This window comes from Chitinophaga vietnamensis (assembly GCF_902167635.1).
GTDB lineage: Bacteria > Bacteroidota > Bacteroidia > Chitinophagales > Chitinophagaceae > Chitinophaga > Chitinophaga vietnamensis.
Genome location: NZ_CABHMS010000004.1, coordinates 210,037 through 233,758, shown reverse-complemented (window position 1 = coordinate 233,758; position 23,722 = coordinate 210,037). Strand labels below are relative to the sequence as shown.

20 protein-coding genes are annotated in these 23,722 nt (G+C 50.1%); 12 read left to right on the top strand and 8 right to left on the bottom strand.

The window, feature by feature from the left end; genetic code table 11:
• Positions 1–54: 54 nt before the first annotated feature.
• From FPG75_RS12130 to FPG75_RS12115, 4 genes are all read left to right on the top strand, one after another.
• On the top strand, positions 55–879 hold the full coding sequence (locus tag FPG75_RS12130; protein ID WP_143307123.1) for a universal stress protein: 825 nt from the start codon (positions 55–57) through the stop codon (positions 877–879).
• A gap of 30 nt (positions 880–909) precedes the next feature.
• Positions 910–2,316, top strand: a complete 1,407-nt coding sequence (locus tag FPG75_RS12125) for a sensor histidine kinase (RefSeq protein WP_143307122.1) — start codon at positions 910–912, stop codon at positions 2,314–2,316.
• Between the two features lie 17 nt (positions 2,317–2,333).
• On the top strand, positions 2,334–3,998 hold the full coding sequence (locus FPG75_RS12120; protein ID WP_143307121.1) for a response regulator: 1,665 nt from the start codon (positions 2,334–2,336) through the stop codon (positions 3,996–3,998).
• Positions 3,999–4,084: 86 nt separating this feature from the next.
• Positions 4,085–4,411 carry a hypothetical protein gene (locus tag FPG75_RS12115; protein WP_143307120.1) on the top strand — a complete coding sequence of 109 codons (327 nt, stop codon included), beginning with the start codon at positions 4,085–4,087 and terminating at the stop codon, positions 4,409–4,411.
• Positions 4,412–4,620: 209 nt separating this feature from the next.
• On the opposite strand, the gene FPG75_RS12110 is transcribed toward FPG75_RS12115, so the two are convergent.
• From FPG75_RS12110 to FPG75_RS12095, 4 genes are all read right to left on the bottom strand, one after another.
• Positions 4,621–5,544, bottom strand: coding sequence for a transporter (locus tag FPG75_RS12110; protein WP_143307119.1), 924 nt, complete (start codon positions 5,542–5,544; stop codon positions 4,621–4,623).
• Positions 5,545–5,554: 10 nt separating this feature from the next.
• Positions 5,555–6,592 carry a cytochrome-c peroxidase gene (locus FPG75_RS12105; RefSeq protein WP_143307118.1) on the bottom strand — a complete coding sequence of 346 codons (1,038 nt, stop codon included), beginning with the start codon at positions 6,590–6,592 and terminating at the stop codon, positions 5,555–5,557.
• Between the two features lie 5 nt (positions 6,593–6,597).
• A complete protein-coding gene (locus tag FPG75_RS12100; protein ID WP_143307117.1) occupies positions 6,598–7,410 on the bottom strand; it encodes an MbnP family protein in 813 nt (270 codons plus the stop codon).
• A gap of 122 nt (positions 7,411–7,532) precedes the next feature.
• Positions 7,533–7,919, bottom strand: a complete 387-nt coding sequence (locus FPG75_RS12095) for a hypothetical protein (RefSeq protein ID WP_143307116.1) — start codon at positions 7,917–7,919, stop codon at positions 7,533–7,535.
• A 223-nt stretch (positions 7,920–8,142) separates the two neighbouring features.
• Between FPG75_RS12095 and FPG75_RS12090 the strand changes: the two genes are divergently transcribed.
• The 4 genes from FPG75_RS12090 (at position 8,143) to FPG75_RS12075 (ending at position 12,209) form a co-directional block, all read left to right on the top strand.
• The gene (locus tag FPG75_RS12090) at positions 8,143–8,553 is read left to right on the top strand and encodes a response regulator (protein WP_143307115.1); all 411 of its coding nucleotides are present in this window, start codon (positions 8,143–8,145) and stop codon (positions 8,551–8,553) included.
• Positions 8,554–8,639: 86 nt separating this feature from the next.
• Positions 8,640–10,766, top strand: coding sequence for a type IA DNA topoisomerase (locus FPG75_RS12085; protein ID WP_143307114.1), 2,127 nt, complete (start codon positions 8,640–8,642; stop codon positions 10,764–10,766).
• A gap of 425 nt (positions 10,767–11,191) precedes the next feature.
• Entirely contained in the window at positions 11,192–11,650 is a 459-nt protein-coding gene (tnpA, locus tag FPG75_RS12080) for an IS200/IS605 family transposase (RefSeq protein ID WP_143307113.1), read from the top strand.
• 133 nt (positions 11,651–11,783) lie between these two features.
• The gene (locus FPG75_RS12075; RefSeq protein WP_143307112.1) at positions 11,784–12,209 is read left to right on the top strand and encodes a hypothetical protein; all 426 of its coding nucleotides are present in this window, start codon (positions 11,784–11,786) and stop codon (positions 12,207–12,209) included.
• Here the strand turns inward: FPG75_RS12075 and FPG75_RS12070 are convergent.
• Together FPG75_RS12070 and FPG75_RS12065 are read right to left on the bottom strand one after the other, a co-directional pair.
• The gene (locus FPG75_RS12070; RefSeq protein ID WP_143307111.1) at positions 12,160–14,175 is read right to left on the bottom strand and encodes a patatin-like phospholipase family protein; all 2,016 of its coding nucleotides are present in this window, start codon (positions 14,173–14,175) and stop codon (positions 12,160–12,162) included. The genes FPG75_RS12075 and FPG75_RS12070 overlap by 50 nt on opposite strands.
• A 41-nt stretch (positions 14,176–14,216) precedes the next feature.
• Positions 14,217–15,113, bottom strand: coding sequence for a YihY/virulence factor BrkB family protein (locus tag FPG75_RS12065; RefSeq protein ID WP_143307110.1), 897 nt, complete (start codon positions 15,111–15,113; stop codon positions 14,217–14,219).
• 216 nt (positions 15,114–15,329) lie between these two features.
• Between FPG75_RS12065 and FPG75_RS12060 the strand changes: the two genes are divergently transcribed.
• Positions 15,330–17,564, top strand: coding sequence for a cation:proton antiporter domain-containing protein (locus tag FPG75_RS12060; protein WP_143307109.1), 2,235 nt, complete (start codon positions 15,330–15,332; stop codon positions 17,562–17,564).
• A 243-nt stretch (positions 17,565–17,807) separates the two neighbouring features.
• Here the strand turns inward: FPG75_RS12060 and acnA are convergent, their stop codons facing one another.
• Entirely contained in the window at positions 17,808–20,534 is a 2,727-nt protein-coding gene (gene acnA, locus FPG75_RS12055) for an aconitate hydratase AcnA (RefSeq protein WP_143307108.1), read from the bottom strand.
• Between the two features lie 59 nt (positions 20,535–20,593).
• Positions 20,594–21,223, bottom strand: coding sequence for a helix-turn-helix transcriptional regulator (locus FPG75_RS12050; RefSeq protein ID WP_143307107.1), 630 nt, complete (start codon positions 21,221–21,223; stop codon positions 20,594–20,596).
• 75 nt (positions 21,224–21,298) lie between these two features.
• Here FPG75_RS12050 and FPG75_RS12045 point away from each other — a divergent pair, with 75 nt between their 5' ends.
• The 3 genes from FPG75_RS12045 (at position 21,299) to FPG75_RS12035 (ending at position 23,718) form a co-directional block, all read left to right on the top strand.
• Positions 21,299–21,859 carry an NADPH-dependent FMN reductase gene (locus FPG75_RS12045; protein WP_143307106.1) on the top strand — a complete coding sequence of 187 codons (561 nt, stop codon included), beginning with the start codon at positions 21,299–21,301 and terminating at the stop codon, positions 21,857–21,859.
• A 196-nt stretch (positions 21,860–22,055) separates the two neighbouring features.
• Positions 22,056–22,658: a TetR/AcrR family transcriptional regulator gene (locus FPG75_RS12040; RefSeq protein WP_143307105.1), complete on the top strand. Its 603-nt coding sequence runs from the start codon at positions 22,056–22,058 to the stop codon at positions 22,656–22,658.
• A 61-nt stretch (positions 22,659–22,719) separates the two neighbouring features.
• Entirely contained in the window at positions 22,720–23,718 is a 999-nt protein-coding gene (locus tag FPG75_RS12035; protein ID WP_143307104.1) for an LLM class flavin-dependent oxidoreductase, read from the top strand.
• Positions 23,719–23,722 lie beyond the last annotated feature (4 nt).

Below are 23,722 nucleotides of genomic sequence, written 5' to 3'. Positions count from 1 at the left end.
ATAAAACTATAATCCTGTTCGTTTGTTCTAGCATCAGACACAAATCTATCTTTTATGCAGACCATTCTCGTACTGACCGATTTCTCTGATGCCGCCTTTCATGCAGCGGAATATGCCGCTTTCCTTGCCAAACATTACAAGAGCCGCCAACTGATCCTGTTGAACAGCTACTTTGTAAACCCTACCGCCCTTGCCCCGGAACCCGTGGCTGTAGTAGGTCTTCCTGATCTTCAGAAAGACAGCAACGACTATCTCGAGCAATTAAGAAGGAACCTCTCCGCCATCACCGGCCCTGATGTAACCATTCACTACGTCAGCAGCGAGCTGCCTGTTACAGACGTGGTGAACGTTGTCGGCAATGAAGAACAGGCCGATGTGGTAGTGATGGGCATGAAAGGCAAATCCAACCTGGAAAAAGTGCTCATCGGCAGTACCGCCATCCGCACCATGAACACCTGCGAACTGCCACTGCTGCTGATTCCCGGCGATAGCAGCCTCGCCCTGCCCAAGAGAGCCGTGCTGGCTGTAGACCTCGACAATATCGAGGAAGCGCCGAAAGACCAACTGCTGCAACTGCTGGATATGCTGCACTTGCAACTGCTGGTGCTCAACATCGCCAACAACGACCGCTACACACCTGAAGTTAAAGACCAGATCGCATTGCTACACCAGCTGCTCGACAAATACCAGCCTGCTTATCATTATGATACAGACAAAGATATCGCCGGCACTATCAACGATTTTGCCGCCACCCATCAGGCCGATCTCATCATCACCCTGCACAAACAAAAGAACAGTATCCTGTCTATCTTCCAAAAAAGTATCTCGCAGAAACTGGCCTGGAACAGCACCATCCCGCTGCTCATTTTTCCACGGTAAAGTGTAAATTAGCGGTCACACTTTACTATCATGGAACAGGTTACCACCCGCCAGCTGCAAGCGATCGAAGAGATCGGCAATGTGCCCGAAGACCAGCTACAGTGGCTGATAGACAATAGCGAATGCCTTCTCGTGCCGCAAGGAGATATCTATTTTCGTGCCGGCGACCCTGCGGAGTTTATGGTAATCGTTCTCGGTGGCCGCGCCCGTGTATATGCCGTGCAGAACAATGAACAAAGAGAAATACTGATGATGGAAGCGCCATCCATCACTGGCGTGCTTCCCTTCTCCCGCATGAAAAAAACCCTCGGCACCTGCGAAGTGCTGGAAGACCTGAAGCTGCTACGTTTCCCGGTAGCGCGCATGTCTGAGTTGATCCATCACCATTATGAGCTCACGCAGGCGTTGGTGCATGTGATGACCAACCGCGTGCGCACTTTCACCTCCCAACAACAACAGAATGAGAAAATGATGGCGCTGGGCAAGCTCTCCGCCGGACTGGCACATGAGCTGAACAATCCCGCTGCCGCCGTAGTGCGCGGCGCCGTATCTTTAAAAAATCATCTGCAACTCGTGCCGGCAGCCTTCAAGCAGATACTGTCTATGGATATTCCACCGGACGACGTAGACGCCGTGAATAAAATATTATTTGAGATGATCGCACAGGGTCCCGTAGCGGCGCTGTCGATGATGGAGCGTTCAGAGAGAGAAGATGCGCTCACCGACTGGCTCGATGCCCATCACATCAACAATGCCCTGGAACTGGCGGAAAACCTTGTCGACTTTGGTTTTACGGTTGCTCATCTCGAGCAGGTACATCAACACGTCCCGGAAAAATTCGCTTCTCCCGTCTTCAACTGGATCAACAATAACCTCATCACCGAAAAAATGGTGACTGATATAGAAGCTGCCTCTCGCCGCATTGCCGACCTGGTGGGCTCTGTGAAAACATTCACGCATATGGACCAGGGCCACGACAAACAATTCGCGGATATTCACAGCGGCATTCACAACACGCTGGTGATGCTGCAACACAAACTGAGGAAAGGCAATATTACAGTGAAAGAACAATTCGATACTACTCTCCCGCCCGTTAATGCCCATATCGGTGAGCTGAACCAGGTATGGACCAATATCATCGATAACGCCATCGATGCCATGGAAGCCAATGGCAAAGGCACTTTGGAGATCATCACCCGCAAAGATGGCCACAACTGTGTGGCGGTAGATATCATCGATGACGGGCCGGGTATCCCACCCGATATCATTGACCGGATCTTTGATCCCTTCTTCACCACCAAAGCTATCGGCCAGGGTACGGGCCTTGGCCTCGATATCACTTCGCAGATCGTGAAACGGCAACACAAAGGTAACCTGAAAGTGAGCGCTGTACCGGGCCGCACACAGTTTACCGTAGCGCTGCCGATCAATGGATAATCTGTATATTTAAATATATGACACAACCCATTATATTATGTGTAGATGACGACCCGCAGGTGTTACGCGCTATCGTCCGGGACCTCCGGAACAAATACCGTGAACACTACAGGATCATCAGCACTGCGTCCGTAAAAGAAGCAGAGAGCAGTTTGCTCGAACTCAAAAACAAGGGAGAGACCATCGCGCTCTTCCTCTCCGACCAACGCATGCCCGAAATGGATGGCGTCAGTTTCCTGGAGCGCGCACGTAAATACTATCCCGAAGCCAAACGGGTATTGCTCACCGCCTACTCCGACACCGAAGCCGCCATCAGGGCCATCAACACCGTACAGCTGGACTATTACCTGGTGAAGCCCTGGGACCCGCCGGAAGAAAAACTGTATCCCATCATCGACGAACTGCTCGACGACTGGCAAAACGGCTACCATCCTGATTTCAAAGGCATCAAAGTAGTAGGTTACCAGTATTCGCAGCAATCGCATGCCATCAAGGATTTTCTTGCCGGCAACCTCATTCCCTATCAATGGCTGGATGTACAGGTATCCGAAGAAGGCCAGCAGTTGTTATCACTCAATAAACGCTCTACCAAAGAGCTGCCGCTGGTATTTTTTGAAGACGGCACCTGGGCCTCTGCTCCTTCTATCATTGAGCTGGCCCGCAAAGTAGGCCTCAACCCGCAGATCAAACATGAAGTGTATGATGTGGTGATCATCGGCGCAGGGCCCGCAGGGCTCGCCGCCGGCGTGTACGGCGCTTCCGAAGGATTGAAAACATTGCTCATCGAAAAGCGCGCCCCTGGCGGACAGGCAGGCACCAGCTCCCGCATCGAAAACTATCTCGGATTCCCTACAGGCCTCAGTGGCTCAGAACTCACGCGCAGAGCCATCACACAAGCTACCAGGCTCGGCACCGAATTTATCACGCCACAGGCCGTGAACAGCATCGAACAGGTAGACGGCTATAAAAAGATACAGCTGGAAGATGGTTCCACCGTGAACACCCGCAGTGTGATCATCACCACCGGCGTAGACTACAGAACGCTGGACACCAAAGGGATAGCGGATTTCACCGGAGCCGGCATCTATTATGGCGCAGCCATGACCGAAGCCACCGCCTGCAAAGACAAAGACGTTTTCATCGTTGGCGGCGGCAACTCTGCCGGACAAGCCGCCATGTACCTCTCCAAATTTGCCAGAGTGGTTTATATCCTCATCCGCAAAGATGATCTGAGCAGCACGATGTCGTCTTACCTGATAGATCAGATCAATGCCACCACCAACATCAAAGTGAGGCCCGGAACAGAGGTAGCGGAAGCCCTCGGAAAAGAAAGGCTGGAACAGCTGATAGTGCGCGACATCAATACCGGCAACACCACCACCGAAGCCGCCGGCGCACTGTATATCTTCATCGGCGCCAAACCATTCACCGACTGGATATCCAGCAACATCATACGCGATGAAAAAGGATTTATCGAAACAGGCCGCGAACTGAAAAAATACGACACCTTCAACAAAATATGGAAGCAATCCCGCGACCCCTACCTGCTGGAAACCAGCTGTGCTGGCATCTTTGCCGCCGGCGACGTACGCGCCACCGCCATGAATCGTGTAGCCGCCGCCGTTGGTGAAGGCTCTATGGCCATCAGCTTCGTACATAAATACCTGGCAGAAGTGAAGTGAGAATGTGAGAATGTGAGAATTTTTGGATTTTCGGATTTGTTTAAATCCCTAAATTCGAAAATCCAAAAATTCATAAATATAAAACCATGCGCTCATTGCTCACATTAACTACACTGCTATGCCTTACTGTAGTTGCCAAAGCCCAATCTTCCGCTCAAACATCAGAACGCTACTGCCATGTTACTATCAGGTCCAATTCCTTCAAGAAAAGAGTAGCCATGCAAGCCGACTACGGCCAGCCTATCAAATCGCTGTTGAATCCCAACCCGGTACGCGATAGCACCGGCCACCTCATGTACTTCGACTCCCCCACCGATGCCCTCAACTACATCGGCCGCCAGGGCTGGAAGCTCGTTACAGCATTTGTGGTGGACAACGACCCGGTATACCTGTTCAAGAAAGACCGGGAGTAGCGCGAATGTTGTCTTTGCTCAGGATTATAAGGATTGAAAGGATTACCAGGATTTTCGAATTTATTGATTTTCGGATTTATTGATTTAATCGAAGCGGAGATGAACAACCTATCTCCGCTTCGATTAAATCAATAAATCCGAAAATCAATAAATTCGAAAATCCTGGTAATCCTTTCAATCCTTATAATCCTGAGCAAAGACAACATTCGCTAAAATAAATACGTCACATGCGCCATGCCCCTGTTACCGGCTTTAACGCGCATATCGGCGAGTTGTTGGGAGAGCACTGGCTGGAAGTTGCCGCCGATGGATATGCGGCCGATGGTAGCTTCGAGGCCGGCGGTGGCCATGACCGAGTAGCCTCCGGAAATATCGACAGTAACGGTTTTGCCGTCGGTGTCTTTCTTCGCGGTTTCGTAGAGGATACCAGCATTGGGCGCGATGCTTATTTTGTTCGCCAGCCGTATTTTGTAGTAGGCCAGTACGTTGGCCGTGAATTTGTTGCCGTATTGATAATCGTAACGGTTGTTGGTATTGATCTTATAACTCAGGTTAGTATTGATGCCAAAGTCCATCAAACGGATATCGTACATGGCATTCAGGGTGAAGTCGGTACTGCCGGTGCCCAGTTGGAAATTGTTGGGCGTATCTTCATTTTCTTTCTTTACGGCAGGCTCGTAACGGCCCGTAGGCAGCTTGACGCCAGCGCCCAGCCAGAGAGAATGAACGAGTAGTTTGTTGCCTAGCATGTGTTGTTTGTCGAGCAGGCGGTAGTAACCTATCACCGCGATATCCCCAAGGCCTGACTGGTGCTGCCTCACGCCCTGGTTATCTTTCTGGTTAAAATTGACTGGCAGGAAACCCAGCACGCGGAAACGTTGCCCGATGTTCCACCCACCCCATAGCTCCGCAGTTTGATAGGTTTCATCAGTGGTGAGATAAGAAGTGGCGCCGCCCGGCCCAAGGTGCGACCGCAAGGTTTTATATTGGTAACGCAGGCCAATAAAGCGTTTCTTGAAATCCGGCAGCAGGCCGATGTAATAACTGCCTACCCCACAGCCGCAGATATCACAGGCACGTGTATCCATTACCGTTAGAGCGGACAATAGTATCACTAAAAGTATCTTTTTCATTTTTCCTGGCTTAAGGTTGTTCTGAAAATCTTTTATCACGGATAAAAGAAGAATCGTTCAAAGTGTTGAGAAAGGCCAGCAGCCTGGTTTTCTCCATTGCGGTGAGGGAGATGCCGGGCTGACCGTTCTGTTTCAGCAGCGGATCGAGTGTAGGCCCGTCCTGTACTTCGGAGGTGTAATGATCCAGCACGGCATCCAGCGTACGAAGGCGGCCATCGTGCATATACGGCGCGGTGTAGCGCAGGTTGCGCAGACTAGGCACTTTGAACTTGTATTTGTCGGCCGCCTTGAGCGTAACCAGGTACCTGCCTTCATCATTGTTAGGCCCTATGCCGATGCCATTGTTGCGGAAAGAATTGTCGGTAAACAATGGTTCTGCATGGCAGCTGCTGCATTTAGCTTTGTACAACTCATATCCTGCCTGTTCATCGGCGGTGAAGGAGGCGCCTTCGTGGCGCATCACATGGTCGTATTTCGACTGGTCGCTCACCAGCATGATCATGAACTGCGATAGGGCTTTCATCATGCGTGCGCTGGTGATCTCTTCCGTGCCGAACGCTTTCCTGAACAGGGCCGGATAGGCAGGCTGGGCACGTAGTTTCTTCAGTATGTTATCCAGCGTTTCATCCATTTCCACCGGATTGGTGATGGGCGCAATGGGCAGCAGGTCGAGATCAAACACGCCGCCATCGAGCATAAAGGTGTTATGCCAGGCCAGGTTCATCACCGGTGGCGCATTGCGGCTGCCGAGACGGTCGTCGATGCCGTGGCTCACATCATGCCCGTGATGCGTGAAGGCAGATGTTTGTATATGGCAATCCCCGCAGGAGATGGTATTATTACGGGAGAGACGCGGCTCATAAAACAGCTTGCGCCCCAGCTCAAAACCCGCCTGGGTAAGCGGATTGGCGGACATATTATACACCGGCGCGGGAAAGTTTACCGGCTGTTGGAAGCCGGTAAACTTTGCAATGATATCATTGCTTTTGCTGCATGCCGCAACACACAGTACGATCGCCATCAGTATGGTAGCATGTTTCCGGGTCATGACGATCAATTTTCCGTGTGATCGTGACTAAACATCCCTGAAAAATTATTGGCTACCAGCACGCTGAAATCGCTGAACATCACCGTAGGGTTTTTAGCGATGCTCACATTGGTGCTGCCATTGAACATCTTGAGCACGTCTACCATCAGGTGCACATTAGCTTCGCGGCCCTGGCGCACTTTCGGGATGCCGCCGGTATTGAGGTCGATGGCGATCGTGTGGATATTATTGATCGTTGGCGCGGAATAGCCGCCAAAGCCGCCGATGTGATACCGGAACTTATGCTGGCCGCTGGGGTCCAATGGCGCAGCATCAGCCGTGCCTTCCATCTTGAAAAAGATATAGCCACTGTTCCAGCCCCAGTACATGCCATTATCCATGCCGGTGGCGGGATCCAGCACGCCCGTGCGGCGGCTGATATCCATCGTGTTGCGCAAACTATCCACGCCGAGGATAAAGCTCAGCGATGTATAATCGCCCGCAGGCACGCGCACTTTCACAAATTGTGAAGCGGCATCGGCCTCTTTCACGAGGAAGTAGCTGCTATCTTGCGGTACCGTGTATACGTTGCCGTTAGCATTCGTTACTTTGATATTGCTGATATAATATTGTAACAAGGACACTTTAAAGCTCTCGCCGGAAGCATTTACATAAGTGCCGGTATTCAGTTGGAGGTTTTTGCTGCCGGCGATATTGTCGAACTGTATCGACAAAGTGGCCATGGTATTGGTATTGGAAGGCGTCGGGTCATCTTTTTTTGAACAGGCAGCTAAAAATAAAATGCAGAGGATGGCGGGTATATATTTAAATGATCGCATAAGTTTTTTTTTAGACAATAGTGATCCTGCCGCTGAAATTTCATCAGCAGCAACACAATAAAAAGGTGGTGGTCAGACGTTTATTCGTCTGTCAGAAAAAATAAATTTCAGGAAAGAAGATATTAGCAGCAGGTGATGCCGGGAGGATGGAATATAGACTGGGGTTGATCTACAGGGCTTCCAACATTATTGGGAATAGTATAAGTATTTGATGTTTCAAATTGTGCGGGTTGAAAGAGATGATCGATAAAGCAGGAAGCGTAGAATATTTCGCTCTTATTTTCTGCGCGGCGTTCCGGGCTTTCCTGGTTACGCTTTTCTTCTTCGCTCAATTGCTTTCTCAGGTGACATTTACCGTTACAATGCAGTTGTGGTTTATCGCGGTTTTCGCAGAGATTGGCCGCAACATAGGATTGATTGATGTAAAATTCGAGCATCACCAGGTAACGGCCCGACAGCTGGCAAAGCCAGAGCAGCAAGAAGAAGGCCGTGATCAGGTGTTTCCGCATTTTGCTATAGTATCAGTGTTTCCGCGCAAAGGTAGTGATAAAATACTTTTGCAAAACATGATAGTTGTCATTCCTTCCCATATGGCATTATTAGATGTTCCCACATACGATATAAATTAATGTGTTATTAATGATCATTTGATTATCTTTAACGGACCGTATCAGAGGAACTAAGACAAACAAGGGGAACCGCCTATTATCTGCACCTATAAATGTAACCATTATGCAAGCACAAACTATCTTAATGATCGACGACGATGCAGATGACAGACAATTTTTTTGTGATGCTATCCGTGAAGTCTCACCAGGCAGTGTAGCGCTCACCTGCGAAAGCGGCGTAGAAGCCGTCCGCCTGTTGAAAGAAAAAAAGATCACTGTACCTGACTACATATTCCTGGATCTGAACATGCCGGTAATGAACGGCAAAGAGTGCCTTACCGCACTCAAAAAAATGGCGCACCTGAAACTCACCCAGATCGTGATGTTATCTACCTCTGCCCTCCGGGAAGATTTCTCCGACGCGCAAAAACTCGGCGCCCAGTTTTTCATGACCAAACCCAGCTCCTTCACCGATCTCTGCGATGGTATCCGGAATATCCTGGAGAATAAATGGAAACATCTCTTTCATATTTAGTCATTTGGATATTTGGTTATTTATTTATTTTGCTACCGCAGAAATAAATGAATAAATAAATAACCAAATAACTAAATAATCAAATAATGAGGGTTTGCATTGCAGAAAAACCCAGCGTGGCAAGGGATATTGCAACAGTGATAGGAGCAAAACAACGTAAGGACGGCTATTACGAAGGTAATGGCTACCAGGTAACCTGGACCTTCGGGCATTTTTGTACCCTCAAAGAACCGCACGATTACTACGAACAATGGAAATACTGGCGGCTGGAAGACCTCCCCATGATCCCGCCCAGCTTCGGTATCAAACTCATAGAAAATAATGGCGTGGAAAAGCAGTTCAAAGTTATTGAACAGCTGGTACAACAATGTGAGGAAGTGATCAACTGCGGCGATGCCGGCCAGGAAGGCGAACTGATACAACGCTGGGTGCTGCTCAAAGCAAAATGCACCGCCCCGGTAAAAAGACTGTGGATATCCTCCCTCACGGAAGAAGCCATCCGCAATGGTTTCCAGCATCTCAAAGAGGCAGACCAGTACAATAACCTGTACGCCGCCGGCAGCGCCCGCGCCATCGGCGACTGGCTCCTTGGCATGAACGCTACCCGTCTCTTCACTAAAAAATTTGCCGTAGGAAAAGTAGTGCTCTCCATCGGACGCGTACAAACCCCTACCCTCGCCATGATCGTAGCCCGCCAGAAAGAGATCAACGCATTTGTGATAGAGGAATACTGGGAACTCAAAACCATCTACCGCGAAACTGAATTTACCGCCACCATCGAGCGGCTCAAAAATATAGAGAAGGCCAACAAAGGCCTCGCCTATCTCAAAGAACATCTCTTCGAAATCACCTCCTTCGAGAAAAAAGAAGGCAAAGAAGGAAACCCGCGCCTGTACGACCTCACCGCCCTGCAGGTAGACGCCAACAAACGCTACGCCTTCTCCGCCGACGATACACTTAAATATATCCAGAACCTCTACGAGAAGAAACTGGTCACCTACCCCAGAGTAGATACCACCTACCTCTCGGAAGACCTGCACCCCAAGATCGCCGGCATCATGCAGGACCTCACGCCCTATGCCGCGCTCACCGCGCCCATATTGGCGAAGCCCATCCCCAAGCTCAAAACCGTTTTCGACGATAAAAAGGTAACCGATCACCACGCCATCATCCCCACAGGCGTATATCCGGAAGGCTTACCGCTCGAAGAAAAACGTATATACGATCTCGTTACACGCCGCTTCATCGCCGCCTTCTATCCGGAGTGTAAGATATCCAACACCACCGTACTCGGCAAGGTAGGCCAGGTGGAATTCAAAGCCACCGGCAAACAGATCATCGAGCCCGGCTGGAAAGAAGTGTACGCCAACGATCAGACGGCTAAAAAAGAAGGCGAAGAAGAAGAAGAAAAGATCATTCCCGTATTTATAGTGGGAGAAAGCGGCCCACACGAACCACGCGTGCACCAGGGTAAAACCACACCGCCCAAACCCTTTACAGAAGCCACTTTACTCCGTGCCATGGAAACCGCCGGCAAGCAGGTGGATGATGAAGAGATGCGCGAACTGCTGAAAGATAACGGCATCGGCCGTCCCTCCACCCGCGCCAATATTATCGAAACATTGTTCAAAAGAAAATACATCGACAAAAAGAAAAAGAACATCTACGCCACTCAAACCGGTATAGACCTCATCGATACCATACAAACAGAAATACTCAAAAGCCCCGAGCTTACCGGCCAGTGGGAACGCAAACTGCGCCTCATCGAAAAAGGGGAATACACCCTCGATACCTTCAAACAGGAGCTCATACAAATGGTGGTGGACCTCACGCAGGAAGTGAAAACCAATGCCTACAAAGTGATCACTATCGCGCCGGAAGCGCCGCCGCCAGCGAAAGAAGAAGCGCCCAAAAAAGAACGCAAGCCACGCGCTCCCAAGCCGCCAGTTGCCGCGCCGGATACCCTGCAATGCCCGAAATGCAAAGCCCATCCCCTGAAGAAAGGCCACACCGCCTACGGCTGCGCCAACTTCAACATTTGCGGTTTCAAAATACCCTTTGAATTATTCGGCAAAAAACTCAGCGATAAACAATTATCCGACCTCATCACCAAAGGCAAAACCATGAAGATAAAAGGCCTTAAAATGCCCGATGGTAGCGAGAAAGAAGGGAAGATAGTGATGGATGCGGGGTTTAATATTATAGCAGAATAGTGTCATCGCCGAAGCACCATGTTGGTAAACAATGTGATCTTCATATCTATTCTATCGCCCCAGCGGGGCGACATATTGGTAGCAAAAAAATGCGAGCCACAAACATCGCCCCAGCGGGGCGGAATATCGGTAGCAAAAATGTGATCTACAAACTCCGCCCCAGCGGGGCGATATATTGGTAGCAAAAAAAATGCGACCTACAAACTCCGCCCCACCGGGGCGGAATATTGGTAGCAAAAAATGTAATCTACCAACTCCGCCCCACCGGGGCGGAATATTGGTAGCAAAAAATGTAATCTACCAACTCCGCCCCAGCGGGGCGACATATTGGTAGCAAAAAATGTAATCTACCAACTCCGCCCCAGCGGGGCGGAATGTTCGTAATCTAAATACAATAAAATTTGTTAACCCAAAAACTAATCAAAATGAGTAATACCTATTCTCAGATCCATTTGCATATTGTATTTGCGGTCAAAAACAGACAATCACTCATCACTCCAATTTTAAAAGACGAATTATATAAGTTTATTACAGGAACTATTCAAAATCGTGGTCATAAACTGTGTATAATCAACGGTATGCCAGATCATGTACATATTCTCATTGGGATGCGGCCCACGGAAGCGATATCCACACTAGTTAATCAAATAAAATCATGCTCTACAAAATGGATTAATGGTCGGCGTTTAGTACGCGGAAAGTTTGAATGGCAGGAAGGCTTCGGTGTATTTTCCTATTCCAGGTCGCATTTAGACAATGTTATTAAATATATCAAGAATCAGGAAAAACATCATTCAAAAAAATCCTTCATTGAAGAATATGTCGATATGCTCCAAAAATTTGAAATAGCATTTGATGAACGATATATTTTTAAACCAATATAGAAAGATATCGCCCCTATGGGGCGACAGATATGAAGATTACATTATTGGCTACCAATATACCGCCCCTGTGGGGCGACAGATATGAAGATCACATTATTGGCTACCAATATATCGCCCCTATGGGGCGACAGATATGGAGATCACATTATTGGCTACCAATATACCGCCCGATGAGGCGACAGATATGGAGATCACATTATTGGCTACCAATATGACGCCCGATGAGGCGACAGATATGGAGATCACATTATTGGCTACCAATATGACGCCCCCATGGGGCGACAGATATGGAGATCACATTTTTTTGCTACCAATATACCGCCCCCATGGGGCGACAGATATGGAGATCACATTTTTTGCTACCAATATACCGCCCCCATGGGGCGACAGATATGGAGATCACATTTTTTTGCTACCAATATACCGCCCCCATGGGGCGACAGATATGGAGATCACATTTTTTGCTACCAATATACCGCCCCCATGGGGCGACAGATATGAAAATTATATTATTGCCCCTTCTCCATCTTCTCATACAAATAATACGGATCTTCCCTGAATGCATCCGCGAGCGGCGCCAGCTGACCTATCATCAGCTCAATCCTTTTCTGGTAGCGGCTTTCCAGGGAATCGAAATAGCGGGTATATTTTAATGCCAAGGCATATTCGAGCAGGCGGAAGCAGGTAGTGAATTGCCCGCAGGCCACTACGGCGCGGCGCTTGTCTTTGTTGGGCGGCGCATCGGGCTTCACTTCAAACCACAGGGTGGTGCCGGTGCTGTAGGCCAGTTCTGCTGCGGATTGTAAAGCAGGCGTTACCGCCAGATGCCGCGCAGCTTCTTTCAGGAAGGCCGCTTTTTTTTCGGGGGTGGTATCGCTGGAATCGAGGGTGGGCTTACGTGTGCGGCGGCGTTTATCGTTCGTATAGGTGAGGGTATAGATCAGACTGGAAATACGTTTGAAACGGAAGCTCCGGTCGTCATAAAATTCATCGTAGATCAGGCGGCGTACCTGCTTCAGGAAAACGTCGCTGGTCATGCTGATGGCGGATTGCAGGCGGGCGTTGAGCATCTGCAGGATAGGCCCCAGCTGCACATGCTGCATATATTCCGTGACTTTGCCCACCATGTTGTTCGTGAAATTTTTCTCCGGCGGCCATTGGGAGGTGATCACATCATACAGGTCTTTTTTCTCTAACACTTTTTCCACCAATATATTTTTATCCCGGAAACGGCGGAATACACGCCCGGCGTAGATAGCCGCAGCCAGCTGTCCAAGGCCGATCACCAGCAGCATGATGGACGACAAACGCGGCCCTTCTATGAATACAGGTACCATCATAAGCAAGGCAAGTAATATCACTACCGAAAGCACAAAATTGCCGCGGTCTTTCACCAGCCACCACCAATGCGTCACTTTCTGGAAATAATAATCAGGGGATTGCTTCATCCACGGCTGGTTTGTTTGCACTTCAGGGATTTTGAAGGGCGTCATCAGATAGCTGCTCACATCGCTCACCATCATCAGGTCGAAACCTTTATGATCATTGCGGATACGGCGTTCATTGGCCAGTATCATGCTGTAGATACCCTGGTTATCGCAGATACCACCATCCATCAAACCGAAAACGCCATTATCCACAAAAGCCTTTTCTTTCGGCGCGCGCGTGCTGAGGGCGTTTTCAGCGGCCGTCTTTCGATCATCCCAGCTATAAGTGCGCAGGTAAAGTGCCTGTTTCAGTTCAGGAGCTGAGGGCCCCGACGGATACAGGAAATCATTCGGGAATACGATCGGCTCAAATCCAATGGGGAAGCAGGAGGAAGCCGCCAACACATCTGCCAGCCTGATCTTGCTGATGATCTCCATCGATGATCCGGGCACTTCCGTGCTTACATTCAGGGAGATGCTGTTATTGCCAAAACGGCCGGGATGCGTATCCTCGCCGCTGACCCCCACCTGGAAGCGGAACGACAGCCCCGAATAAAAATCGGTGGCATTGAAACACACCTCCTGCAAATGCTGGCTGGTGGCGACCTGCATGGCAGGAGCCATCAACGACGCCAGGATACGGGTATCTTCCTCTCCCATAAATGACAACAATTGCTGATGATATGCTTTGGCAAATGCGTTGATCAGGTTGCGGGTCTTGCCTGCCTCTTTCCACTCATCATCTGCTTTCAGGATGCGGATCGCCTCCTGCAGCAGCACTTCGCCACTGATCTGTTGATTGAGATGATGGTAGTAAGCCTCAAAAGAAATGCCTTTCCGCAAGGCTGCCGCATATAGCAACAGCGTGAAAGTACCGCCGGAGGCGGATGACATAAAGCGCACCTTGTGAAGCAAGGTAGGCTCCTCCGCATCATGATGCGCATCAAGGCGGATGTAGTGCAGCAGGGAGATCACACCGAGACCGTACGCCGCCGCCCGGAATCCGCCACCAGAAAGAGAAAAGGCGATATCATCAAAAGGTGTTTCAGGATAGTCGTTGGTAACCATGGCTCTTTCATCACAGGATATGGACTGCAATGACGATAGTAATTTACCGATTTTTTTGTTGACGATATTGATCACTCATCAGTAGCCGTAAGCTTGTAACGGGTAGCATGCGGCAAAGGCTTGATACTGCTGCCACTGGCATAGGCCCAGGCTTTCGTAAATGCCGCGCCAAAATAAAAGATCATTGCCGTATAGAATACAAACAACAGCAAGAGCACCGTAGAAGCAGAAGCGCCGTAGATACTGTTGATATTACTGTAGTTCAGCGCCCAGCGCAACACAAGCTTTCCGATATTGAACAAAATACTTGTTACAAAAGCGCCGGTGATCAGCACTCTCCTGGTAGGTCGTCCATCTGGCAAAAAGTAAAATACCAGTACAAACCACAACGTTACCGTGGCCACAGAGATACCATAATTCAATGCGCTGTTAAAATATCCGCCGATGGCCGGCACATACAGGTCGATGAATTTTGCCACATAGGCCTGCGCAGCACTCGCCACCAGATCTAACACAAACAATACGCCTATAAAACAAATGACCAGTACTCCTTTTAACCTGGACAACATGATATGCCCGAAATGCTGGCGTGCATGGATGCGGATACCCCACAGCTGATTCAGAGAACTGCGTATCACTTTAAACAAGGTAGTGGCCACAAACAAGAGGAAAAGGAATCCTAATATCGTGATGATCTCATTTTGTGCGATGCCACGAATGGCGCGCAGCGTGCCAACGATCATTTCCGTTGTTTCCCTTCCGATCACGCCTTCCAGCTGCTCCAGCAGGCGGCGGCCCGAATGCGGGATACGAAAGATCATCTTCAGCAACTGAATAAGGATCACCAATATTGCTGGTAATGCAAAGGTGGTAAAGAAAGCGGTAGCACCGGCAAGCCGCAACGGATCGTTGACCATCAGCTCCCGGAATGCTGTTTTAAATGTTAACAGGAATGGTTTCCAGCGCATACACGAAGATAGTGAAACCCCTTCATCACACACAATAGTTCCCGCAAATCTTCTCTCACAGCCTGTTTACAGTCATCATCCTGAAAAAAAGATGCACCGCTCCGGCAAAAAAAGAATATATTAGCACACATCAGAGAAACAGAAAACTGGCTTTGCTCAATATAGCACTTCGTGCCGGCACCAGACTCATCACGCGTATTAAACGATTTAGACTGTATGCATGTACCTCAACTTATTATCGACCTCGCATTGATACTCGGGGCCGCCGGGATCATTACCTTATTGTTCCGGCGCCTGAAACAGCCCATGGTATTGGGTTATATCATCGCGGGATTTATTGTAAGCCCTCATTTCAAACTATTCCCTTCCATCGGCGATCCCGTAGGGATCAAAACATGGTCGGAGATCGGGGTGATATTTCTCCTGTTTTCACTGGGACTGGAATTCAGTTTCAAAAAACTGATGCGGGTAGGCGGAACGGCCGCCATCACTGCATTTACAGAGATCGCCTGTATCACCGTAGCCGGCTTTTTCGTAGGCCAGTGGATGGGATGGTCTTATATGGACAGCGTCTTCCTTGGCGGCTTGCTCGCCAGTTCCTCCACCACCATCATCATCCGGGCATTTGAAGAACTGGGCGTGAAGAAAAAGCCTTTTACCCGTATCGTTTTCGGGGTATTGGTCATTGAAGATATCGTGGTAATATTGATGATGGTGTTACTCTCCACCATGGCCGTGAGCAAGCAATTCCAGGGAATGGACATGCTGCTTACCATCCTCAAATTATTATTCTTCCTGGCAGTATGGTTCCTGGCAGGTATTTTCCTCTTGCCTACTTTTTTGAAGAAGATGGAAAAATACATGAACAGTGAAACCTTGCTCATCCTCAGTATAGCGCTGTGTTTCGGCATGGTGCTGCTGGCTACCAAAGTGGGCTTCTCCGCCGAGCTGGGCGCATTTATCATGGGCTCCATCATCGCAGAAACCACCTCCTCCGAAAAAGTGGAACACCTGATACAGCCTGTAAAAGATCTCTTTGGCGCTATCTTTTTCGTATCGGTAGGCATGCTGATCGATCCGCAGATGATCATTGCCTACAAATGGCCGGTGCTATGGGTAACGCTGCTTACCATTGCCGGTAAATTTCTCAGTACCTCGCTCGGCGCTTTACTATCCGGCCAGCCCCTGAAACAATCCGTGCAGGTAGGCATGAGCATGGCGCAGGTGGGTGAATTTGCTTTCATCATCGCTACCCTGGGCGTAACCCTGGGCGTAACAAGCGATTTCCTCTTCCCCGTAGCGGTAGGCACTTCCGCCATCACCACTTTCACCACGCCGTATATGATCAAGTTCTCCACGCCCCTGTACAACTGGCTGGAGAAAGTGCTGCCCGCCAAATGGCTCGCTGGCCTGAACCGCTACAGCGCCAGCTCCCAAACCCTGCAAGGCGAAAGCGACTGGCGCCTCGTGCTGCGCTCTTATATCCGCGTGATATTGCTCAACACGGTATTGATGCTCGCCATCATCCTGCTGTGTAAATATTATGTATCGCCTTTCCTCATCAGATACCTCGATAACCAGCTGTGGGCCAAGCTCGCAGCCGTGGTGCTGGGCATCGCGGCGATGTCGCCCTTCATCTGGGCATTGATGGTGCAGAAGATACAAAGCAATGCCTATAAATCATTGTGGCTTGATTCCAAATACAACCGCGGCCCGCTCGTGACGGTAGAAATCCTCCGTAGCGTGATCGCCGTGCTGCTCGTAGGTTTCCTCGTACACCAGTTCTTCCCGCTATGGCCTACCCTCATTGGCACCGCTATCATCATGCTGATCGTACTGGTATTGGTAAGAAGACAATTACAAAAATTCTACGACCGCATCGAGCACCGCTTCCTTACCAACCTCAATGCCCGCGAAACCGCTGCTGCAGCCCAACACGTGCCCAAGCCCGTGTCGCTGCCCTGGGATGCGCAGGTATCCGAAGTGGAAATAGATCCCTGGTCATCATTAATAGATCAGCCCCTCGAAGCCTTGCAGCTCCGCGAAAAATATGGTATCAACATCGGCGCCATCCGTCGCGGCGATGTGATCATCTACACCCCTTCCCGTTACGAAAAGTTGTTCCCCTACGACAAGATCACCGTGATCGGCAATGAGCAGCAACTGGAGGAATTCAGCAAGATGCTCAGCACCTTCGTCACCAAAAAAGATCATGAAGATGATGGCGAAAACATCGCACTTATCAGCATCGTAGTGGATGAACACAATGGCCTCAAAGGCAAGACCCTCCGCAATTCCGGCATCCGTGAAAAAACACAGGCCCTCGTTGTTGGCATCGCCCGCGGCGGCGAAAAAATGCTTAACCCCTCCTCCGATACCGTATTCGAATGGGAAGATGTTGTGTGGCTGGTAGGGGATAGGAAGAAGATAACGGAATTCACCCACGCGTAGGTTGTCTTACTCAGGATTATACTGATTGAAAGGATTACCAGGATTTTTTTTACAGGATTAATAAAGATTAAAAAAAGATTGACGAGAAGATCAACGAGGTTTCAGCCCTTCAAGGGCTATCGTCGCGAATATCTTCCCGCCAATCTTTTTTAATCTTTATTAATCCTGTAAAAAAAATCCTGGTAATCCTTTCAATCAGTATAATCCTGAGTAAGACAACATACGCGAATCCTTTTTTAATCATTAAATCCTGGTCAGGAAATCGCGCAACACATACTGCAAAATCCCGCCATTACTATAATACGCAATTTCGATAGCGGAATCGAGGCGGCATTTGGCCTTGAAAATGATAGGGGCGCCGGATGCCGGTGTAGCCGTTACCGTTAGTAGTTTGCCCGGAGTGATATTGTCGGCGATGCCGCTGATGCTGTAAGTTTCGTGGCCGGTGAGGCCCAGCTGTGCTGCGTTCTGGCCTTTGGTGTATTCGAGGGGAAGTACGCCCATGCCTACGAGATTGCTGCGGTGGATACGTTCATAACTTTCAGCGATCACCGCGCGAACGCCCAGCAGGAAAGTGCCTTTGGCGGCCCAGTCGCGCGAGGAGCCGCTGCCGTATTCCTTGCCGGCCAGTATGATCAGCGGCGTTTTGCTGACAGCATATTGGGTGGCCGCTTCATAAACAGACATCACCATGCCGGAAGGCATCAAAGTAGTGTAGCCGCCTTCTTTGGGCGATAACGCATTCTTGATGCGCACATTGGCGAAGGTACCGCGTATCATCACTTCATGATTGCCGCGGCGGGAGCCATAGGAGTTGAACATGCGTGCATCGATGCCATGATCCAGCAGGTATTTGCCGGCCGGCGAATCTGTTTTGAAAGAGCCGGCGGGCGAAATATGATCGGTGGTAACGGAATCTCCCAACATCAGCAACACGCGCGCATGCGTGATATCCTGCGCTGGTTGCGGCTTTTCGGGCAGATCGTAAAAGAAAGGCGCTTCTTTGATGTAGGTAGATTCTTTGCTCCAATGATAATCTTTACCGGAGGGGGCCAGCAGTCCTTGCCATTGCTCATCGCCATCGAATATCACTTTATATACCTGTTCGAAATCCGATTGCCGCAAAGCCTTGCCTACGGCGGCGTTGATCTCATCTTGCGTGGGCCATATATCACGGAGGTATACGGGCTCGCCGTTGGGATCGTAGCCCAGCGGATCATCATACAGGTTGATATCCACCCGGCCCGCCAGCGCGTAAGCCACTACCAGCAAGGGCGAGGCGAGGAAGTTCATTTTCACCTGCGGATGTACCCGCGCTTCAAAATTACGGTTGCCAGAGAGCACCGAAGCTACCACAAGATTGCCTTTATCCACCGCTTCCCCGATATGCGCTGGTAGCGGACCACTGTTACCTATACACGAAGTGCAACCATAACCTACCACGTGGAAGCGCAAAGCTTCGAGATCCGTGAGCACTTCTGCACGCTTGAGATATTCGGTGACTACCCTGGAACCCGGGGCCAGACTGGTTTTCACCCAGGGCTTTACAGCGAGGCCGCGGCTCACCGCTTTGGCGGCCACCAAACCGGCGCCTATCATTACTGTCGGGTTGGAAGTATTGGTGCAGCTGGTGATGGCGGCGATCACCACGGCGCCATCACTCAGCACATATTCCTGGTTGCTTAATTTGATACGTACTGATTTCAGGCTCTCCGTTTCTATTTCCACTTCTCCGATCGGCTTTTGTACCTCGTAGGTGAAAGTGGTGCCGGAGCCGCCTTCCGAGAGCCAGGCGGTATCACGGCGCTTGCCTTCGGGCGTGTACATGCGCAGGAACTCTTTATGCAACAGCTCTTCAAAGCGGGTATTCACCTCTTTTACGGCGATGCGGTCCTGCGGGCGTTTCGGGCCGGCAACGGAGGCTACAACTTTGGATAGGTCCAGCTCCAGCACATCGGAGTAAGTGATGTTCTCATTACCATGCCGCCATAACATATTCTCTTTGCAATAAGATTCCACCTTTTCTATCAAGGCTTTGGGGCGATTAGTGCGATGCATGTATTGCAAGGTTTGCGCATCTATCGGGAAGTAGGTGACCGTACAGCCAAATTCGGGCGACATATTGGAGATAGTGGCCCTGTCGGGCACAGAGAGATGATCGAGGCCATCGCCGAACACTTCCACGAACTTGTTCACCACGCCGTATTTGCGTAGCATTTCCGTGATGGCAAGCACCATATCAGTGGCGGTTACCCCTTCGGTGAGTTGCCCGCTGAGTTTGAGACCGATCACTTGCGGACAGGAAAAATAAATGGGTTGTCCGAGGATGGCGGCTTCCGCTTCGATGCCGCCTACGCCCCAGCCCAATACGCCGATACCGTTCACCATAGGCGTGTGGGAATCGGTGCCTACCAGGGTGTCGGGAAACAACCAGCCATCGCGGTCGATCACGCCATGGGCAAGGTATTCCAGGTTCACCTGATGGCAGATGCCCATCCCCGGCGGCACCACCGTGAAGTTATCGAAGGCCTGCTGCGTCCATTTGAGCAGCTGGTAACGCTCTTTATTGCGTTCATATTCGTAGGCAACATTTTTCGTATAGGAGTAATCGGTACCAAAGAAGTCTACTTGTACAGAATGATCCACTACCAGGTCTACCGGTATGGCGGGATTGATACGGCTGCCATCTTTTCCGCGGCGGATCACTTCCGCACGGATAGAGGCGATATCCACTACGGCGGGCACGCCGGTGAAATCCTGCATCAGCACACGTGCGGGCTTGAAAGGAATTTCTTTGTCTGTCGGCTCCGGTGCCCAGTTGATCAAGGTGTCGAGATGCTCATCGGTGATGGCAAACTGGTCGTGGTTACGCAATACATTTTCCAGCAGGATGCGGATGGAGAATGGCAAGCGGGCGATGTTCCTTCCTTCTTTTTCTAATTTGCTGAGAGAGGCGATACGAGGTTGCATAGTGACGTGTTATGAAACTGAACAAACAATATCATAGAACAGCCGGCAACACAATTTGTTCATCGCGGAGTGATCCGGTAGGCGCATCTTCTGGCGCCCTGAACGATATGATCGATGCGTTTCACTTTCGCATGTTTGCCCAGCACCTCTTTGAAGGTGTCCAGTTCAGCTTTGCAGAATCCCTGGCAGGCTTTGGCGGCGGTGCAGATGGGGCAATGATTTTCGATGAGGAGGAAGCCTTCTTCATCCGTTTCGCAGGCGGCCATATAACCTTCCCTGTTGCGGATGCCGGCGAGGGCCTTCACCCGCTCTTGCAGGCTGGCAAAGGGTTTCAGCTCCTGGGTATATTTACGTGCGCTGTGCTGTTGTTGTGCGTCAATTACTTTTTGCAGGGCGCTTACACCGAGCGTGTCGCGGATGGTGGCGATCAATCTCAGGGTGAGGTCTGCATGGGTGTCGGGGAAGCGGGCTTCTCCTTTTTCAGTGAGTGACCATATCTGTTGCGGGCGGCCACGGCCCTTTACGGCGGTGGCGGCCTGTACGAGGCCTTCCGCTGCCAGCCTTTGCAGCTGGTGGCGCGCACCTTCCGTTGTTACCTGCAATGCTTCCGCCAGTGCTGCCAGCGGCATAGGCCCGCTGGTTTTGATGATCCACACGGCCTGCTCATTGTCGGGTAAATTATTTTTCATAATAAACAAAGTATTTATTTGGTTTATTCACAAAAGTAATAACTTTGCCGCAAAGAAAAAATTAATCCCGGGCTCATGAAAGTATTAATATTTAATGGATCATTAGAGAAGAGGCCCACCAGCACTTCCTTTGCCATCATCAACTACCTGAAGCAGCAACTGGAAGAGAAAGGTATAGACCTCAACATTTTCCATCTCTCGGAAGCCAGCATACCGTTTTTCGACACTTCGCTGAGCAATGTGCCGAAATCTGCTGAACTGATGACCGCTATATTCCGCGATGCGGACCTTCATATATGGCTTACGCCACTGTACCATGGCTGCATGACGGGCGCCATGAAAAACTGCCTCGACTGGATCGAAACCAGCGCCAAACAACCCGTTCCCTATCTCACCAACAAAGTTGTGAGCATGATCTGCTGGGCCGAAGGCGGCCACGCCATGCAAGGCATCAACGCCATGGAGGCCGTTGCCAAATCACTTCGCGCCTGGGTACTGCCCTACTCCGTACCAGCCGTTCGCGGGCACCTCATCGCCGCCGATCATAGCATCACAGAAGAGTACCGCAAAAAATTCGACCTCCTGATAAATCTGTTAACAGACGTAAAATTCCGGCCTCAGGATTATAATGATTGAAAGGATTAGCAGGATTTTGGAATTTATTGATTTACGGATTTACGGATTTAATTGAAGCAGATGTGACAACATTGTTCATCTCCGCTTCAATTAAATCCGTAAATCCGTAAATCAATAAATTCCAAAATCCTGCTAATCCTTTCAATCATATAATCAAGAGTACCTATCTTTGTTCCCTAACGAACTCGTTAAACAAATGCGTAAAAAAGTAGTAGCAAAAGATACCGGTACCGAGCAATTGATCAAAGATACCGCCCGCCGTATGTTCTATACGGAAGGCAGGCTGCATGCTACCTTGCAGGATATTGCAGACGAGATTGGTGTGAACCGGACCCTCATCAACTACTACTTCCGCTCGCGGGACGCGCTCTTTCAACAACTTTACAAGGATTCTATCGGATGCCTCAGTGAAAAATTTGAAGCCATGAGCCATTCCGATGCCCCCTTCAAAGAAAAAGTTGGTAACCTGGTGGAGGATATCCTCTGCGAAAAGATCAAATATCCCTTCCTCGATGCCTTTATTGTGATCGAGATGAACTGCAAAACCTTTTCACACCCCGAAGATTATAAAGTGAAACAGTTCCGGCAATTCCTGCAGGAGGTGAAACAGGAGATGGACAAAGGCGCCATCTACAAAACAGAACCGCTCAACTTCATGATGGACCTGCTTTCCCTGGTCACCTATCCTATCATCATTGCGCCCTTGTATAAAAATATGCTCAATATCAGCGACCGTAATTACCAGAAGATCGTGGCCGACCGCAAAGCACTCATACTGAAGCGGCTCTTCGTGAAATAAATTTTTTTAAATGTAAACTAACGCTTTCGTTAAACATACTCATTAAGATAAAAAAGGAGACATGCAAAAGATAAAATTTGGCGTACTGGATCAATCTATCATACCAAGAGGCGGCAACGCCACCACTGCGGTATTACGCACCGCTGAACTGGTGAAAGTAGCGGACGAACTGGGATACACCCGCTTCTGGGTATCAGAACACCACAACCTGCCCAGGATCGCCGGCTCCACACCGGAAGTGCTCATCGCGCACCTGGCCGGAGAGGCCAAACGCATCCGCGTAGGATCCGGCGGCATCATGCTGCCGAATCACAGCTCCCTCAAAGTGGCGGAAAATTTCAGGATGCTGGAAACCCTCTTCCCTGGCCGGATTGACCTGGGCATCGGCCGCGCGCCAGGCGGCGACCGCGAAACATCTTCCATCCTCAACCCCTCCAATACTTTCAGTGAAAGGGATTTTATGCAGCAGCTCATCGACCTGCGTTCTTTCCTTACCGACCACCGCGAAGGCGGCTCGCAATATGATCATATCCGCGCCATTCCCGAAGCCGAAACCGCGCCCGAAATGTGGATACTCAGCTCCAGCGGCGGCAGTGGCCAATTTGCAGCTCACCTGGGCATGGCCCTCTCCTTCGCGCATTTCATCAACCCCGACGGTGGCGCACAGGCCGTAAAACAATATCGCCACTATTTCAAACCCTCTTTGCAGCTGCCAGAACCCCGCGTAAACGTAGGCATCTTCGGCTTCTGCTCGGAAGATGAAGAAGCCCTGCAACGCTGGCTCACCGAAATGGATTTCCGTATGCTCTGGATCGAAACCGGCGCCAAAGGCGAATACCCTTCCTACGAAGAGATCCGCAAGATCGAATATACACCGGCCCACCAGGCACGCATCAACTTCAATCGCCGCCGCATGGTGTTCGGTACCCCGGCACAAATGCGCGCCCGTGTGAAAGCGCTCGCAGAAGAATACGGCACCGACGAAATCATATTATCTACCTTCAACGACGACCTCGACGCCACTAAAAAATCAATGGAACTGGTAGCTAACCTGTTCTAACAGT